The sequence below is a fragment of the Pseudomonas sp. PSE1(2024) genome (assembly GCF_050990555.1).
GTDB lineage: Bacteria > Pseudomonadota > Gammaproteobacteria > Pseudomonadales > Pseudomonadaceae > Aquipseudomonas > Aquipseudomonas aphyarum.
The window spans coordinates 3,422,003-3,437,863 of record NZ_CP158967.1 but is presented as its reverse complement, the minus strand read 5'-3'; the positions used below and the strand labels follow the sequence as shown (position 1 = coordinate 3,437,863).

Sequence of the window (15,861 nt, the reverse complement as noted above, 5' to 3'; positions counted from 1 at the left end):
AAATATTGTCCGAAAAAAAGCCCTGCATATGCAGGGCTTTCATGTTTGCGAGGGATTAACCGCGCAACCAGGAATCAACGGTGGCTGCACCGTATTGTTCCTTCCAGGCTTTCAGGCCACGGTGGTTGCCACCCTTGGTCTCGATCAGCTCGCCGGTGTGCGGGTTCTGATAGACCTTGACCACGCGAGCGCGGCGGGTTTTAGGTGCGGCGGTCGATTGCAGACCGGATTTCGCCGGGTTCGGATCGAGAATGGCGATGATGTCTTTCAGGCCTTTGCCGTAGGTTTTCATCAGCCCCTGGAGCTTTTCTTCGAATTCGATTTCTTTCTTGAGCCCGGCATCGTTCTTCAGCGATTCCAGCTGCTTGAGCTGTTCCTGAAGGGCCTTTTCAGCTGCACGAAATTCAGCGAGTCTGGACAATATCTTTACTCCAATAGTGTGTTTGGCTGATACCAACCGCAAACAAAGCTATAAGCCAAGAGCCTTGAAGCGACTCGGTGATAATGGCTCACCTGCCCATCTTGCAACAGGTAAGAAAAATTGTAGTAGTTAATGCGACAAGAGTAAATCCTGACTTTTTCTTCATGTAACAACAACGCTGTTTTGTATCAATTTGGTGCGAGCTGTCGGCGAGTCAGGATTTATCCCGCCAAGTTAATGATGAGTTAATGCTTCGATGAAGTCTGCAGCCGGCATCGGTTTGCCAAAAAGGTAGCCTTGCAGAAAGTTGACATGGTGGGCTGCCAGATAATCGCACTGGGCTTGCGTCTCGACACCTTCGGCCACAATGCCCAGATCCAGTTTGGTGGAAAGCTCGATGATGCTGTCCAGAATGTGCCGGGACAGGGCGTCTTTATCGATCATGGCGACAAATGTCTGATCGATCTTGAGGAAGTCGACATTGAAAGTCCTCAAGTAGCCAAGGCTTGAATGGCCGGTACCAAAGTCGTCAATCGCGATCTTCACGCCCATTGCACGCAGCTGCGCGAACAGTTGATGGGTGATGTCGGAGGGCTCGATCAGCTCGCGTTCGGTCAACTCCAGTACCAGGCTGATGCTGCCGGGCTGGAACGCTGACAAAAATTCACGGCAATCCTCAACCAGCTCCAGATCGTGGCAGTGGCTGGCGGTGATGTTGATGCCGATGTGGAACGGCGCGGTAAAGGTTGCTGACAGCGGCCCCAGCACGACAGCAGTTTGCTGCATCAAGGCGCGGGTCATCGGCACGATCAACCCGGAGTGTTCGGCAAAGGGTATGAACAGGTCCGGACGCACCAGCCCCTCCTTGGGATGGTTCCAGCGCATCAGCACTTCCGCGCCCGACCAGCGTTTGCTGTCGCCGTGCACCACCGGTTGAAAGTACGGAATGAATTCTCCCGCCTCCAGCGCTCGCAGCATTTCATGGCTGGGCGAGGTGGAGCGCCTCTGCACGATGTAGCCGATCGCTCCCGATACCGCACCGAAGAACATCAGCAGACTGAACAGCGGCGGGTACTCGTCTTTCATGTAGCGCCAGGTTTCGCCTGCCGGAAACGCGGCGCTGACCGAGAACGCGTAGTGCGACGAGTGCAAGGTACTTTGCGCCACGGGCAACGCGGGCAGGGCGCCCTGATGCACTTTGCCGTCGGCGGAGAGCCAGTTGTTGCCGACTTGCAGCAATAACAACGTGTGCCGGCCGATCAGGCGCAGAATGTTGCTCAGGTGATAGCCGTCCAGCGTGGTCAGTGCGCCGCCGCGGCCCTCGCTCAGGCGATAGACCAGCAGCGCGGTGTCAGGCGTGACCGGGTTGCCGTTCATGAGCCACAACTTGCCCTGGGCGTAGTCGCCCGGATTCACCGCTTCCTTGAAGTCGCCGAACAGCGAACTGCAATAGAGATTGTCGTCCCACACCAGATTGGTCGAGCGCACGAACGGACGGCGAGTGACTTGTTCGCGCAACGCCAGTTTGACGGTCTCGCAGGTCTGGCCGGCCAAAGGCAACAGTTCGCGGGCGGCCTGGGCGGTGTTGTCGAGCATCAGTTCGAACTGCCGCAGGGCTTCATCGGCGGTGTGTTGCGAACTCTGCTGAAGGGCGCGTCCGGCCTGCATATAAAGAATCACGCTGCCGAGTACGATCGGCAGCAGGCCGCACAGTAATGTCACGATAATCCGGGTGCTGCGATTGCGGCGGGGCCTGACGGTCAGTGGCATTGGCGCATCCTGTCGCGATGGAGTGGGGCTCTTGATGGCAGGCGAAGCGTGCGCGCAAAGCCCGAGGTCTGAGCCCATGATAGATGGCCAATGACAGCTGCGCCGCTCAACGATAATCCAGCCGTGTTGCCAGCTGAATGAATGCCAGCGTGGCGGGCGATGCCTGGCGCTGATCCAGCACCGCCAGACCGACTTGTCGGGTGACGGCGGGAGACAGCGGTCGCTTGACATAGCGAGGGTCGGGATCGAAAGGTAACGAACTTTCAGCCACCACAGTCATCGCATCGCCCCGGCCCACGGTGTCGAGTGTGCTGAGCAGCTGCGAGCAGCGATAGCGGATGTTCGGGCTCAACCGCGCCGCGTTGAACAGGCGCGATACCAGCTCCGACGAACCTGCCTCGGTCAGCACGAACGGATCGTTGCATAAGTCTTTCAGCGTCACGGATTCGTGCGCCGCCAACGGTTGACCGAGCGGGAGCAGGGCGACCATCTGATCTTCAATCAAGGCGAACGTGTCGAAGCGCTCCTCGGGCAGCACCACAAAACCGATATCGATCCGCCGCTCCTCCAGCCACTGAATGACCTGCCGATCCGGGCCTTCATCGATGTGCACTTCGATCCCCGGATGCGCCTCGCGATACTGCTGAAGAATCCGCGGCAACAATTTGATCGAAGACGTCGGCCCGAACGAGCCGATGCGCAGCGTGCCGCGTTTCATGCCCCGCGCATCCGCCGCCTCCTGGCGCAACGTATTGGCCAAACCAAGCATCGCCCGCGCCCGCAGCAGCAATTGTTCGCCGATGTCGCTCAGTTCCACTTGGGATTGATGGCGGCGCAGCAGCTCGACGCCCAGTTCCTGTTCCAGAGATTTCAAGGCGTGGGACACCGCCGACTGGGAAATCCCCAGACGATGGGCGGCGAGGGTGAAACCGCGCAGTTCGGCCACCAGCGAGAAGATTTCGAGTTGGGTCAGGGTCATGAGTAAAGACTCATTTTACGATGATGAGGAATCAATCGAATGATACGTCATCCGTCAGTCTCATCGTTGGGAGCGTTATGAGTTGTCATGAACCTGTCCGTCCGGCCGCCTCGGACATGCCCGTCTACCTGAACCTGGCCCTGGTCACCATGATCTGGGGCGGAACGTGGGTAGCCGGGCGATTTCTTGCTGGCAGCCTGTGCCCGGTGTTCGCCGCCAGCCTGCGGTTTCTGCTGGCCAGTGTGGCGTTGGTCGTGTGTTTAAGGCTCGCTCGAATACGGTTGGCGCGGCCCACGTTCAGGCAATGGCTGCTACTGGCCCTGTTGGGGTTCTTCGGAATTTTCTTCTACAACCTGTGCTTCTTTTACGGGTTGCAGTACATCAACGCTTCCCGGGCCTCGTTGATCGTGGCGCTGAATCCGGCGGTAATCGGTCTGGCGTCATGGCTGCTGTTCAATGAGCGGCTGAGTCGATTGAAGGTGATCGGCATCGCAATCTGCATCAGCGGGGCGGGTGTGGTGATCGTCAGTCGCAATCCGCAACTGCTGAGCGAAACGCCGGACGCGTGGATTGGCGATCTGCTGATCCTCGGCTGCGTTTTGAGCTGGGGCGTCTATTCGCTGTTCTCCCGCAGCCTCAACCAGAGCATCGGCCCGGTGCAGACCGTGACCTTTTCGATTCTGCTGGGCACCCTGATGTTGTGGGCGCTGGCCCTGAACCGGGGCGAAGTGGACGTTGCAGCGCTGGCCGCGCTTGGCACGCGCCAATGGCTGAGCCTGGCCTATCTGGGCGTGCTCGGCTCGGCGCTGGCCTACATCGGTTACTACGATGGCATCCGCAAGATCGGCGCCACGCGCTCCGGCGTGTTCATCGCGCTCAACCCGCTGACCGCCGTGCTGGCCGGTGCAATCCTGCTGGGTGAACAGCTGACGCTGGCCATGTGCCTGGGCGGCGTGCTGATTCTGGCGGGCATCTGGCTGTGCAACAAACCCCTTGCACCGGCCGGAAAAAAGCGGATTTTATAGAGAGGGCAGACAACCCTATTTACGCTGTGTAGAATCGGGTTACGCATACAATAATAATCGTCTTCTGGCAGCAGAAGCCTCGCCCGCAAGAGCCTTGGGTCGACAATGAAGATATTCGGGTTTCAACTGATCTACGGTGACTTCCTCGCCCGCAGTGTGCGTGGCATCTCCTGTGCGCCACCCACCGGTCTCAGCATTACTGACAAATAACTCTGGTTAATTGATAAGAATGATGAGGCGCCAACCATGGCAGATTTATACGAAAACCCAATGGGCCTGATGGGCTTCGAGTTCATCGAGTTCGCATCGCCGACTCCTGGCACCCTTGAGCCGATCTTCGAGATCATGGGCTTCACCAAGGTCGCGACCCACCGTTCCAAGAACGTGCACCTGTATCGCCAGGGTGCGATCAACCTGATCCTCAACAACGAACCCCACAGCGTTGCTTCGTACTTCGCGGCTGAACACGGCCCGTCGGTGTGCGGCATGGCGTTCCGGGTCAAGGATTCGCAGAAGGCCTACAACCGTGCACTGGAACTCGGCGCCCAGCCGATCCACATCGAAACCGGTCCGATGGAACTGAACCTGCCGGCGATCAAAGGCATTGGCGGCGCGCCGTTGTACCTGATCGACCGTTTCGGCGAAGGCAGCTCGATCTATGACATCGACTTCGTGTTCCTGGAAGGCGTTGACCGCAACCCGGTCGGTGCCGGCCTGAAGATCATCGATCACCTGACCCACAACGTGTATCGCGGTCGCATGGCCTACTGGGCGAACTTCTACGAGAAGCTGTTCAACTTCCGTGAGATCCGCTACTTCGACATCAAGGGCGAATACACCGGCCTGACCTCGAAAGCGATGACCGCACCGGACGGCATGATCCGCATCCCGCTCAACGAAGAATCGTCGAAGGGCGCCGGGCAGATCGAAGAGTTCCTGATGCAGTTCAACGGCGAAGGCATCCAGCACGTGGCGTTCCTCACCGACGACCTGGTCAAGACCTGGGATCAGTTGAAGAAGATCGGCATGCGCTTCATGACCGCGCCGCCGGACACCTACTACGAAATGCTCGAAGGCCGCCTGCCGAACCACGGCGAGCCGGTCGATCAGTTGCAATCGCGCGGCATCCTGCTCGACGGTGCGTCGGATAAAGAAGACAAGCGTCTGCTGCTGCAGATCTTCTCGGAAACCCTGATGGGCCCGGTGTTCTTCGAATTCATCCAGCGCAAGGGCGACGATGGCTTCGGCGAAGGCAACTTCAAGGCACTGTTCGAATCGATCGAGCGTGACCAGGTGCGTCGTGGCGTGCTCGCTACCGAGTAATTAGCTGCACCGATAAAAAATGTGGGAGCGGGCTTGCTCGCGAAGGCGTCGGATCAGTCAACTGAAGTGTTGAATGAACGATTGCTTTCGCGAGCAAGCCCGCTCCCACATTTGTTTTGTGCTGCTTTTAAGGCCTGCGCTGGCGCATCAGATGTTTGAACCCTTCAAACACCAGCACCACCACGGCGAGCCAGATCGGGATGTAGGTCAGCCATTCTCCAGGCTTGATGCTTTCGCCGAGCAACAGCGCCACACCCAGCAACAGCACCGGCTCAACGTAACTCAACAAACCAAACAGGCTGAATGGCAGCAAACGACTGGCGATGATGTACACCACCAGTGCCGAGGCACTGATCAGACCGAGCAGCGGAATCAGCCATGTCAGCGCCGGGTACTGATCGAACACGCCGAAACCCTGTTCGCCGCCGCGCACAAACCAGTACGCCACCGGCAGCATCAAAGTCATGTCGACCCACAAACCGCCGAGGTTGTCGGTCTTGAGGTATTTGCGCAGCACGAAATACAACGGGTAACCGACGACTACGACCAGCGTCGCCCAGGAAAACCCGCCGACCTGATACAACTCGTTCAACACACCGAGGCTGGCAAAAAACACCGCGACTTTTTGCAGGTATGACAGGTTTTCGCCATAAGCGATGCGCCCGGTCAGGACCATGGACAACGGCAGCAGGAAGTAACCCAGCGACACATCAAGGCTGTAGCCGTTGAGCGGCGCCCACATGAACAGCCACAACTGCACGCCGAGCAACGCGGACGAAACGATCAGGCCACCGATCAACTTCGGCAGCGCAGGGACCCGGCGCAGCAGCTCCAGCACCCGCCGCCATTCGCCGGACAGCAACATGAACACGGTCATGCAGGGCACGGTCAGCAGCATCCGCCAACCGAAGATTTCCACGCCGCTCAACGGGGTGAGCAGCGAGGTGTAGTAATACATGACGGCGAACAGCGTCGATGCTGTCACCGATAGAGCAATGCCTTTAGACAAACTGTCCTCGCGGGGGTGATGGTGAAACGGGGCGCGCAGGATACGTGGTTTTTGTGGTGAATATTGGCCGAGTGATCAATATTTCCAACATCCGACACAGGTCCCGTGAGAACAGAGACCTGTGTCGAAGCATAGGTGCTTAAGCCTGATGCGGCTTACGGCCCGACACAAAATGACTCACATCATTAAACCCCGGCGTAGACGCATGCCCCGGCGTCACCAGTGAGTCGATAAACGCCTCATCCTCCGCCGTAATCTTCACCGCCTGCGCCTTGGTGTACGCATCCCACTGTTCCTCAGTACGCGGCCCGACAATCGCCGACGTCACCGCGCCGTTGTTCAGCACCCAGGCAATCGCAAACTCGACAATCCCGACCCCACGCTCCTGAGTGTATTGCTGAATCTGCTGGGCAATGCGCAACGACTCCACCCGCCATTCAGTTTCCAGAATCCGTTTGTCCTGGCGCCCGGCACGGCTGTTGGCGTCCGGCGTCACGTCCGGTGCGTACTTGCCGCTGAGCACGCCACGGGCCAGCGGGCTGTAAGGCACCACGCCGAGGCCGTAAGTCTGGGCGGCGGTGATCTGTTCGGTTTCGGCCTGACGGTTGACGATGTTGTAGAGCGGCTGGCTGATCACCGGCCGATCAACGCCCAGTTTGTCCGCCACGCGAATCACCTCGGCAATCCGCCAGCCGCGATAGTTCGACAGGCCCCAATAACGGATCTTGCCCTGGCGAATCAGATCGCCAATCGCCGAGATCGTCACCTCCAGCGGGGTGTTGTGGTCTTCGCGGTGCAGGTAATAGATGTCGAGGTAGTCGGTGCCAAGCCGGGTCAGGCTGGCCTCCAGACCGTTGAAGATGTGCTTGCGGCTCAGACCGCTGCGATTCGGCACGCCGTCCACCGGGCCGAAGCCGACCTTGGTCGCCAGCACCCATTCATGCCGATGACGGGCGATGGCCTCGCCGACGATCTCTTCCGAACGGCCGTTGGTGTAGACGTCGGCGGTGTCGATGAAATTGATGCCCTGATCCCAGGCCTTGTCGATGATACGCAGCGAATCTTCCGCGCTGGTCTGCTCGCCGAACATCATCGTGCCGAGGGTGAGGGTGGACACCTGCAACCCCGAGTGACCCAGTGTGCGATAGCTCATGCCGAAATCCTTTTGTCGGTGGGAAAGCTTCCATCAAATACCAGAAGCGCCCGGCGCGGCAAAGTGAATTTATCGACGCAATGTCTCGCAACGCTGCCTTAAAAACGCCTGCAACACCTTGACCCGTTCCGACACTTGCACCCGATGCGGGCACAACAGATTGAACGGCACGCTCTCGCCATGCCAGTCATCGAACAGCGTCACCAGCCGCCCGGCGCGCACGTCTTCGGCCACGTCGAGCCAGGCTTTATAGGCGATCCCATGCCCGGCGAGCGCCCAGCGGCGGGCGACTTCGCCGTCGTCGCTGAGGTAGTCGCCGCGTACTTCGACCTCGACGGTTTCGTCGTCGCGATGGAAGCGCCAGGTGTTGTAAGGACGACCGTTGCGCAGGTAGAGCAGGGCGCTGTGCTCGCTCAGTTCAGCAGGATTTTGCGGTGTGCCGTGGCGTTCCAGATACGCAGGGTTGGCGCAGGCCACACGCCGATGCTCGGGCAGAATCGGCAACGCCACCAGCGTCGAATCACTCGGCACACCAAAGCGCAGCGCCACATCAACCGTCTCGCGAAACAGGTCCGCGTGTCGGTCGTTGAGCAGCAATTGCAGCTGAATGTGCGGGTGCTCGTGCTTGAAATCGTCTAGCCACGGTAACAGCACATTGCGCCCGAAGTCCGACGGCGCCGCCAGTTGCAGCACGCCGCTCAAGCCTTCGGTTTGCTGCTTCAGTGCCTGCTCGCCCTCGGCCAGTGTCGCCAGCGCCAGACGCACGCTTTCCAGATAACGCCGGCCTTCTTCGGTCAGGCGCATGCTGCGGGTGGAGCGGGCGAACAGGCGAATGCCGAGGCGGGTTTCCAGGCGTTTCAACGCGATGCTCGCTGCAGCCGGCGTCAGCTCCAGCGCCCGGGCAGCGGCGGAGATGCTGCCGGAGTCGGCGGTGCGGACGAAGATTTCCAGATCGAGGATTGAGCTCATTAGTAAAAATCCGTTGAAGATCCTTGGCGTTTTGCGGGATTTTTCCTGGATTGGCAAGCGCAGATACTGAAATCCTGAATAACCGCAGGAGACAGACATGACGTGGACATTTGATCATCTGGCCTTCAGCACCGCTGACGGTCAGGCGCTGCAGGACGCTTTTGGTGGGTTGTTGGGATTGACGCCGGGGCGGCGGCCGCCGTTTCCGTTTCCCGGGCGGTGGTTGTATCAGGATGGGGAGGCGTTGGTGCATGTGATTGAGCAGCCCGCGCTGGATGAGGCGGCGTTGAGTCATATTGCGTTTCGCACCGATGAAGATGCGGCGGTGGTTTTGAAGCGGGTGCAGGGGAGTGGGTTGCCGTATCAGGTGGCGCAGGTGCCAGAGGATGGGATCTGGCAGATTTTTGTGCAGATGCCGGGCGGGTTGGTGCTTGAGCTGGATGCGAAAAGCAGTGCGTGATGCTCGTTCCCACGCTCTGCGTGGGAATGCCTCAAGGGACGCTCCGCGTTCCAGCTCTGGAAGGGACGCGGAGCGTCCCGGGCTGCATTCCCACGCGGAGCGTGGGAACGATCTGGAGTGGGGTGTTTAAGTGAAGTGTTTAAAGGACACGTTCGGACACGCACCCAGGCTACACAACCTTGCGCCGTTGCCTACGACTAAGCCAGAATCCGCCGGCTTGTGCGCTCAAGGGCCGGGTTTTATCGTTGTCCCGTCGCTGAAATACAGCGATCGGGTTTGGTAGCCCGGATCTGACTTGTTGCGCAATTCACCGTATTCGGACGCTTATCCGTCCGTGCTTTTATGGTGGCCATGCGTGGGGCGCTTTCGAGCGCGCCGGTTTTCCAAGTCACCGGTCTACCAACCCGTGTATGGCCACCACCTCTTCGTTTGGTAGCGAAGTTTGATGGCTCCATTTTTCTGATTTGGAGATTCAAACGTGATCAAACCAACACCCAGCCCACCCGAAACCGACACCCACCTCGCCCTACGAGTCCCTCGACTCCAAGACATTCCACGAAGCCGCCGAACGCGCCCTCGATCACTACCTCAATCCGCTGCTCCCCAGAAAACCGGTGCTCAAACCCAACACTCGTTACCTCATCGCCCCCGGCATCGACAGCGAAGAACTGCTGGCCGATGCCTCTGAAACCCTGACTTGCGCCAAAACCATGGCCACTGACTTCGCCGGGCTGGTGGACGGCTCGCAGCGACATGTGCTGCTGGGCATTGCGCAATTGATCATGCTGAGTGAACTGGCGGTGAATCGGGCGCTGGATAATCTGGAGTTGAAGACAGAAACACCGCTCTAGCCAGATCCTTAGCCTGATCGTTCCCACGCTCCGCGTGGGAATGCAGCCCGGGACGCTCTGCGTCCCTTCCAGAGCTGGAACGCGGAGCGTCCCTTGAGGCATTCCCACGCGGACGGTTCGACGCCTCGACGTGGGAACGATCTAAATGAAAAACGGCCCGTAATGGGCCGTTTCTGTATTTCGACTAAGGCTTAAGCCCGCAACGTCCGCGTCATCCGCAACGCCAGCAAACTCCCGCCGACAATCACACCCGCCAGCAGATACAACGCCGCATCCGTCGACCCGGTGCTGTCCTTGACCCAACCCACAAGGTAAGGGCTCAGGAACCCGGCCATCTGCCCCATCGAGTTGATCAACGCCAGACCACCCGCCGCAGCACCCGCACTCAGCATGGCAGTCGGCACCGGCCAGAACATCGGCAAACCGGTCAGCGCGCCCATGGTCGCGATGGTCAGACCGAGGATCGCAATCGCCGGATTCGCCGCAAAGTTCACCGCAATCAGCAGGCCGACAGCACCCATCAACATCGGCACCACCAAATGCCAGCGACGTTCTTTACGCAAGTCCGCCGAACGCCCGACCACCAGCATGAACACCGCCGCCAGCAAGTAAGGAATCGCACTCAACCAGCCAATCACCAGGTTGTCGCTGAAGCCGAGGTTCTTGATGATCGACGGCAGCCAGAAGTTGATCGCGTACACGCCGCTCTGGATGCAGAAGTAGATCAGGCCGAAGGCCCAGATGGCCGGGTTCTTGAACACGGCGATCAGCGAATCGGAAGTGGTTTTCGGTTTGTTCGCCAGGTCTTCCGCCTGATCCGCTTCCAGCACCGAACGCTCATGCGGGGTCAGCCATTTGGCGTTGGCGAAGTTGTCGCTGAGCAGGAAGTAGGCGAGTGCGCCCAGTACCACGGTCGGAATGCCTTGCAGCAGGAACATCCACTGCCAGCCCGCGAGGCCACCCTGGCCGGCGGCGAAGTGATTGAGGATCCAGCCGGAAAACGGGCTGCCGAGCAGGCCCGACACCGGGATCGCCGACATGAACAGCGCCATGATCCGGCCACGGCGGAAGGTCGGGAACCACTGCGAGAGATAGAGCACAACGCCCGGGAAGAAGCCGGCTTCAGCAGCGCCAGTGAACAGGCGCAGGGTGTAGAACTCGGTCGGTGTGGTGACGAACAGCAAGCAGGTCGACAGCGTGCCCCAGGTGATCATCATCAGCGCGATCCAGCGCCGTGGGCCGAACTTGGTCAGGGCCAGGTTGCTCGGTACGCCGCACAGCACGTAGCCGATGAAGAAGATACCGGCACCGAGGCCGTACACGGTTTCGCTGAATTTCAGCGCGTCGAGCATCTGCAGTTTGGCGAATCCAACGTTGACCCGGTCGAGGTAGTTGAACAGGTAGCAGATGAAGATGAAGGGGATCAAACGCAGGGTGATGCGTTTGTAGACGGCATTTTTATCGTCATCGATGGTCTGGGCGGCAGCGGCGCTCTGCGACATGGCGGCTCTCTCTTTATTATGATTTTTTGCGATGCAAAGGGTAACGTTGATCGCCCTGAGAGTCTCGGCCACCTTTGGCCGGATTGTCTTTGTGCCTGAGCACAGGGTTTGCCGCCAGACCCTGTGCGGGTGAACAACCGTCCGCGCCTGTTTTCAAGGATTCCAGCCCCTATGTTCGAACTCGATCACGACCTCGCCCAGGACATCGTCGACCGGGCCATGGCCATTTTGCCGTACAACGTCAACGTCATGGACAGCCAGGGCTTGATCCTCGGCAGTGGCGAGCCGGAGCGGATCAACACCCGCCACGAAGGCGCGCAACTGGTGCTGGCCAACGGTCGGGTGGTGGAGATCGACGCACAGACTGCCGTGCATTTGAAGGGCGTGCAGCCGGGGATCAATCTGCCGCTGCTGCTCGATCAGCGTTTGATCGGTGTGCTCGGCATCACCGGCGAGCCGGAGCAGCTGCGAACTTACGCCGAACTGGTGCGCATGACCGCCGAGATGCTGGTCGGCCAACGCAATCAGCAATCCGAGCAGCAATGGCGGCGGCAGCGTTGCGATGACTTGCTCGCGCTGCTGTTGAGTGAAGCGGGGGATTCGCCGCGTCTGGTGGATGAAGCTCAGCAACTCGGGCTCAAACCGCAACTGACGCGGGTGCCGTATCTGTTCGAGCTGGGCCTGGAACACGGGCCGGGGCAAACCGTCGAGGCGCTGAGTGCCTGGCTGATGTCGCGCTACCCCGACAGTTGGTGTGTGAGCTCCGCCAAGTCGTCGCTGCTCTGGTGCCGGCCGGCGAGTCAGAACGTCGAGCATGATCGCCTGCTGGAAAAACTCGATGGCCTGGGCTGGAACATCCTGCGCATTGCCGTCGGCGGGCAGGCCGATGGACTGACCGGCTTGCGGCGGTGCTATCGGCGGGTGGGCGATCTGCTCGCTTACGGCCGCGAGGTGTTGCCGCGCTCACGGCTGCTGACCCTCAATCGCTATCGCTTGCCGGTGATGCTCTGGCGCCATCGCAACGATGATGCGCTGGATGAACTGCTCAAACCGTTGCGCAAAGTGATCGCCAAGGACAGCAACGGCCAGTTGCTCGCGACCCTGCGCAGTTGGTGCGATCACGACGGGCAGAGCCAGGCCTGCGCCGATGCGTTGGGGATTCACCGCAACAGCCTGCGTTATCGCATGGAGCGGATTGCCGAGTTGAGCGGGGTCGATCCGCTGAGACTCGACGGGATGCTGGCGCTGTATCTAGGTGTGCAATTGCTGCCACAGACCGACGATTTGTCGAAATGAACAATAAACGCCTGCACGACTTGTGCAGCGGACAGGCGTCAACGCGCAAGGCGACTGGCAGCATGAGGGGCATTGGAACTGGAGAATTCGCATGAAAATCGTCATCGCCCCCGATTCGTTCAAGGACAGCCTGAGTGCCCAAGGCGTTGCAGAAGCCATCGCGCTGGGCCTGGCGCAGGTCTGGCCGCAGGCGACGCTGGTCAAATGCCCGATGGCCGACGGTGGCGAAGGCACGGTGGAGTCGATTCTCGCCGCGTGCGAAGGCGAACTGCGCCGCACCCGAGTGCGTGGCCCGTTGGGCGCGGCGGTTGAAGCGGCGTGGGGCTGGTTGCCGCACAACTACACCGCAATCATCGAAATGGCCGAGGCCAGCGGTCTGCAACTGGTCCCGCCGGGGCAGCGTGACGCGTGCATCAGCAGCACCTTCGGCACCGGTGAACTGATTCGCGCTGCGCTGGATGCCGGCGCACAACGCATCATTCTAGCCATCGGCGGCAGCGCCACCAACGACGGCGGCGCCGGTGCAATGCAGGCGCTTGGCGTGAAACTGCTGGATGCTCAAGGGCAATCGCTGGTGCCGGGCGGTCTGGCGCTGGCGCAACTCGTACGTCTGGATCTGAGCGAACTCGACCCACGTCTGGCGCAAGTCCGCTTCGATATCGCCGCCGACGTCAACAATCCGCTGTGCGGCCCCCACGGCGCCTCGGCGATTTTCGGCCCGCAGAAGGGCGCATCACCCGCGCAAGTTCAACAACTGGATCAGGCCCTCGGCCACTTCGCCGAACTCTGCGCGCAAGCGTTGGGCAAGGACGTACGCGATGAGCCGGGCAGCGGCGCGGCAGGCGGGTTGGGTTTCGCCGCCAAGGCGTTTCTCGGCGCGCGTTTCCAGGCCGGTGTCGAAGTGGTCGCCGAACTGGTCGGACTGGCCGATGCCGTGAAGGGCGCAGACCTGGTCATCACCGGCGAAGGACGCTTCGATGCCCAGACCCTGCGCGGCAAAACCCCGTTCGGCGTAGCGCGAATCGCCAAGCAGCAAGGTGTACCCGTGATCGTCATCGCCGGCACTTTGGGTGAGGGCTATCAGGAACTCTACGATCACGGCATCGACGCCGCCTTCGCCGTCACCAGCGGCCCGATGACCCTCGAACAGGCCTGCGCCGAAGCTCCACGTCTATTGCGCGAACGCGCCACCGATATAGCTCGCGTCTGGCGCCTGGCATCCCCGACCTGACCTGTCATCCATCATCGACCTGACCTGTCATCCATCATCTAAAACAACGGGTGTTTCACCGCTGAAACACCCGCAACACTTTGAAAAATATTTCGTCTTTCCCCGCAATCTTCCTCAAGCCTGGCCGATACAGAAGTCAGGCGCACACAAGACTTCCTAAAACAGTGACGCCGGACTGAAGCCCGCCCCATGGGCCAGTGATCACGGCATGGACGCTCGTAGTTTCAATCATCCGAGAGTCCTCCTATGTCCTTGCGTAATCTGAATATCGCGCCCCGTGCCTTCCTCGGTTTTGCCTTTATTGCCCTGCTGGTGATCGTGCTCGGCGTGTTCGCCGTCAATCGCATGTCGATCATCCGCCAGGCGTCGCTGGAGATGGAGTCGACGCAGTTGCCGAGCGTCACGCAACTCGCCGTGGTCACGGAAAACGTCCTGCGCCTGCGCATTCTGTCGTTCCGCATTCTGGTCAACCGCGACCCGGCCGGTTTGCAGGAAGCCCAGACCCGCATCGGCGTGCTGGTGGACAAGGTGCGCGCCGCCCAGGCCAGTTACGCGGCACTGCCGGCCAGTTCGGAAGAGCGCGCGCTGTATCAGACTTTCTCGACGACCCTCGACAACTACGTGCAGGCGCAGAACCAGATGATGGAGCTGTCGCGCCAGGACAAGCTCGACGAGATGCGTACCCTGATCAACACGAAGATCAAGGACGGCACCGACAAAATGGGCGAACAGCTCAACCAGCTGATTGCGATCAACGCCGCTGACGCCAAGACCGCCTCGACCCATGCGGACGAGTATTACAGCGGCGCTATCAGCGGCATCATCGCCGTGGCCGTGATTGCCGCGCTGTTGACAGTGCTGCTGGCCTGGCTGCTGACCCGCAGCATCGTCACCCCGCTGAACCGCGCCGTCGCTGCCGCGCAAACCATTGCCGGCGGCAACCTGACCAAAGCCATCGAAGTCGACGGCAAGGACGAACCGGCGCGCCTGCTTGAAGCCTTGGCCGCGATGCAGACCAACCTGCGCAAGACCATCGAACAGATCGCCGGCTCCGCCACGCAACTGGGCGCCGCTGCCGAAGAACTCAGCGCCGTGACCGAAGAAGCGTCCCGTGGCCTGCAACAGCAGAACGACGAAATCGAACAGGCCGCCACCGCCGTCAACGAAATGACCGCCGCGGTGGAAGAGGTCGCACGCAACGCGGTGTCGACTTCCGAAGCCTCAAACCAGTCGACCCACGCCGCCCGCGAAGGTCGCGATCAAGTGGTGAAAACCGTCGACGCGATCCAGACCATGACCCACGACGTGCAGAACACCGCGCAAATGATCGAAGGCCTGGCCGCTCAGGGCCGCGACATCGGCAAGGTGCTGGACGTGATCCGCGCCATCGCCGAACAGACCAACCTGCTGGCGCTCAACGCCGCCATCGAAGCCGCCCGTGCCGGTGAAGCGGGACGCGGATTCGCCGTGGTAGCGGACGAGGTTCGGGCCTTGGCTCATCGCACTGCGCAGTCGACCCAGGAAATCGAAAAAATGGTCGCCGGCATCCAGAACGGCACCGGCGAAGCGGTCGAGTCGATGCAGCAAAGCAACCAACGCACCCAGTCCACCCTGGAAATGGCCCGTGCCGCTGGCGTCGCGCTGGAGCAGATCACCCAATCGATTCACCAGATCAACGAACGCAACCTGGTGATCGCCAGTGCTTCTGAAGAGCAGGCGCAGGTGTCCCGCGAGGTCGATCGCAACCTGGTCAACATCCGCGACCTGGCCACTCAATCGGCCGCCGGCGCGAATCAAACCAGTGCCGCGACCCACGAACTGTCGCGTCTGGCGGTGGATTTGAATGCGATGGTGGCGCGCTTCGTGATTTGA

The 15,861-nt window shown here is 60.4% G+C and carries 13 protein-coding genes and 1 pseudogene; 7 read left to right on the top strand and 7 right to left on the bottom strand.

From position 1 onward, the window contains the following. Nucleotides 1-55: 55 nt before the first annotated feature. The 3 genes from ABTV87_RS15435 to ABTV87_RS15425 form a co-directional block, all read right to left on the bottom strand. Complete coding sequence (locus ABTV87_RS15435) at nucleotides 56-421, bottom strand: histone-like nucleoid-structuring protein, MvaT/MvaU family (RefSeq protein ID WP_011334329.1); 366 nt, start codon at nucleotides 419-421, stop codon at nucleotides 56-58. A gap of 234 nt (nucleotides 422-655) precedes the next feature. Further along, nucleotides 656-2,191, bottom strand: a complete 1,536-nt coding sequence (locus tag ABTV87_RS15430; protein WP_433897855.1) for an EAL domain-containing protein — start codon at nucleotides 2,189-2,191, stop codon at nucleotides 656-658. Nucleotides 2,192-2,297: 106 nt separating this feature from the next. Then, on the bottom strand, nucleotides 2,298-3,170 hold the full coding sequence (locus tag ABTV87_RS15425) for a LysR family transcriptional regulator (protein WP_433897854.1): 873 nt from the start codon (nucleotides 3,168-3,170) through the stop codon (nucleotides 2,298-2,300). Nucleotides 3,171-3,247: 77 nt separating this feature from the next. Here ABTV87_RS15425 and ABTV87_RS15420 point away from each other — a divergent pair, with 77 nt between their 5' ends. Both ABTV87_RS15420 and hppD read left to right on the top strand, forming a co-directional pair. Beyond that, complete coding sequence (locus tag ABTV87_RS15420) at nucleotides 3,248-4,195, top strand: DMT family transporter (RefSeq protein WP_433897853.1); 948 nt, start codon at nucleotides 3,248-3,250, stop codon at nucleotides 4,193-4,195. A gap of 246 nt (nucleotides 4,196-4,441) precedes the next feature. After that, nucleotides 4,442-5,518, top strand: coding sequence for a 4-hydroxyphenylpyruvate dioxygenase (gene hppD / locus ABTV87_RS15415; RefSeq protein ID WP_007958955.1), 1,077 nt, complete (start codon nucleotides 4,442-4,444; stop codon nucleotides 5,516-5,518). Nucleotides 5,519-5,645: 127 nt separating this feature from the next. Here the strand turns inward: hppD and rarD are convergent, their stop codons facing one another. From rarD to ABTV87_RS15400, 3 genes are all read right to left on the bottom strand, one after another. Further along, complete coding sequence (rarD, locus tag ABTV87_RS15410) at nucleotides 5,646-6,527, bottom strand: EamA family transporter RarD (RefSeq protein ID WP_258711796.1); 882 nt, start codon at nucleotides 6,525-6,527, stop codon at nucleotides 5,646-5,648. Nucleotides 6,528-6,666: 139 nt separating this feature from the next. Beyond that, the gene (locus ABTV87_RS15405) at nucleotides 6,667-7,680 is read right to left on the bottom strand and encodes an aldo/keto reductase (protein WP_129973253.1); all 1,014 of its coding nucleotides are present in this window, start codon (nucleotides 7,678-7,680) and stop codon (nucleotides 6,667-6,669) included. Nucleotides 7,681-7,749: 69 nt separating this feature from the next. Next, entirely contained in the window at nucleotides 7,750-8,649 is a 900-nt protein-coding gene (locus ABTV87_RS15400) for a LysR family transcriptional regulator (RefSeq protein ID WP_221534999.1), read from the bottom strand. A gap of 97 nt (nucleotides 8,650-8,746) precedes the next feature. Between ABTV87_RS15400 and ABTV87_RS15395 the strand changes: the two genes are divergently transcribed. Both ABTV87_RS15395 and ABTV87_RS15390 read left to right on the top strand, forming a co-directional pair. Beyond that, nucleotides 8,747-9,109 carry a hypothetical protein gene (locus tag ABTV87_RS15395; RefSeq protein WP_221534998.1) on the top strand — a complete coding sequence of 121 codons (363 nt, stop codon included), beginning with the start codon at nucleotides 8,747-8,749 and terminating at the stop codon, nucleotides 9,107-9,109. Nucleotides 9,110-9,587: 478 nt separating this feature from the next. Further along, nucleotides 9,588-9,960: pseudogene (locus ABTV87_RS15390) on the top strand (DUF6124 family protein). Nucleotides 9,961-10,151: 191 nt separating this feature from the next. On the opposite strand, the gene ABTV87_RS15385 reads toward ABTV87_RS15390, so the two are convergent. Beyond that, complete coding sequence (locus ABTV87_RS15385) at nucleotides 10,152-11,462, bottom strand: MFS transporter (protein WP_085603380.1); 1,311 nt, start codon at nucleotides 11,460-11,462, stop codon at nucleotides 10,152-10,154. 171 nt (nucleotides 11,463-11,633) lie between these two features. Between ABTV87_RS15385 and ABTV87_RS15380 the strand changes: the two genes are divergently transcribed. The 3 genes from ABTV87_RS15380 to ABTV87_RS15370 all read left to right on the top strand — a co-directional run bounded on the left by ABTV87_RS15380 (nucleotide 11,634) and on the right by ABTV87_RS15370 (nucleotide 15,861). After that, nucleotides 11,634-12,758 (top strand): sugar diacid recognition domain-containing protein, encoded by a 1,125-nt coding sequence (locus tag ABTV87_RS15380; protein ID WP_114883310.1) that lies wholly within the window; start codon nucleotides 11,634-11,636, stop codon nucleotides 12,756-12,758. 91 nt (nucleotides 12,759-12,849) lie between these two features. After that, complete coding sequence (locus tag ABTV87_RS15375) at nucleotides 12,850-13,989, top strand: glycerate kinase (RefSeq protein WP_221535813.1); 1,140 nt, start codon at nucleotides 12,850-12,852, stop codon at nucleotides 13,987-13,989. Between the two features lie 246 nt (nucleotides 13,990-14,235). Further along, complete coding sequence (locus tag ABTV87_RS15370) at nucleotides 14,236-15,861, top strand: methyl-accepting chemotaxis protein (protein WP_085603386.1); 1,626 nt, start codon at nucleotides 14,236-14,238, stop codon at nucleotides 15,859-15,861.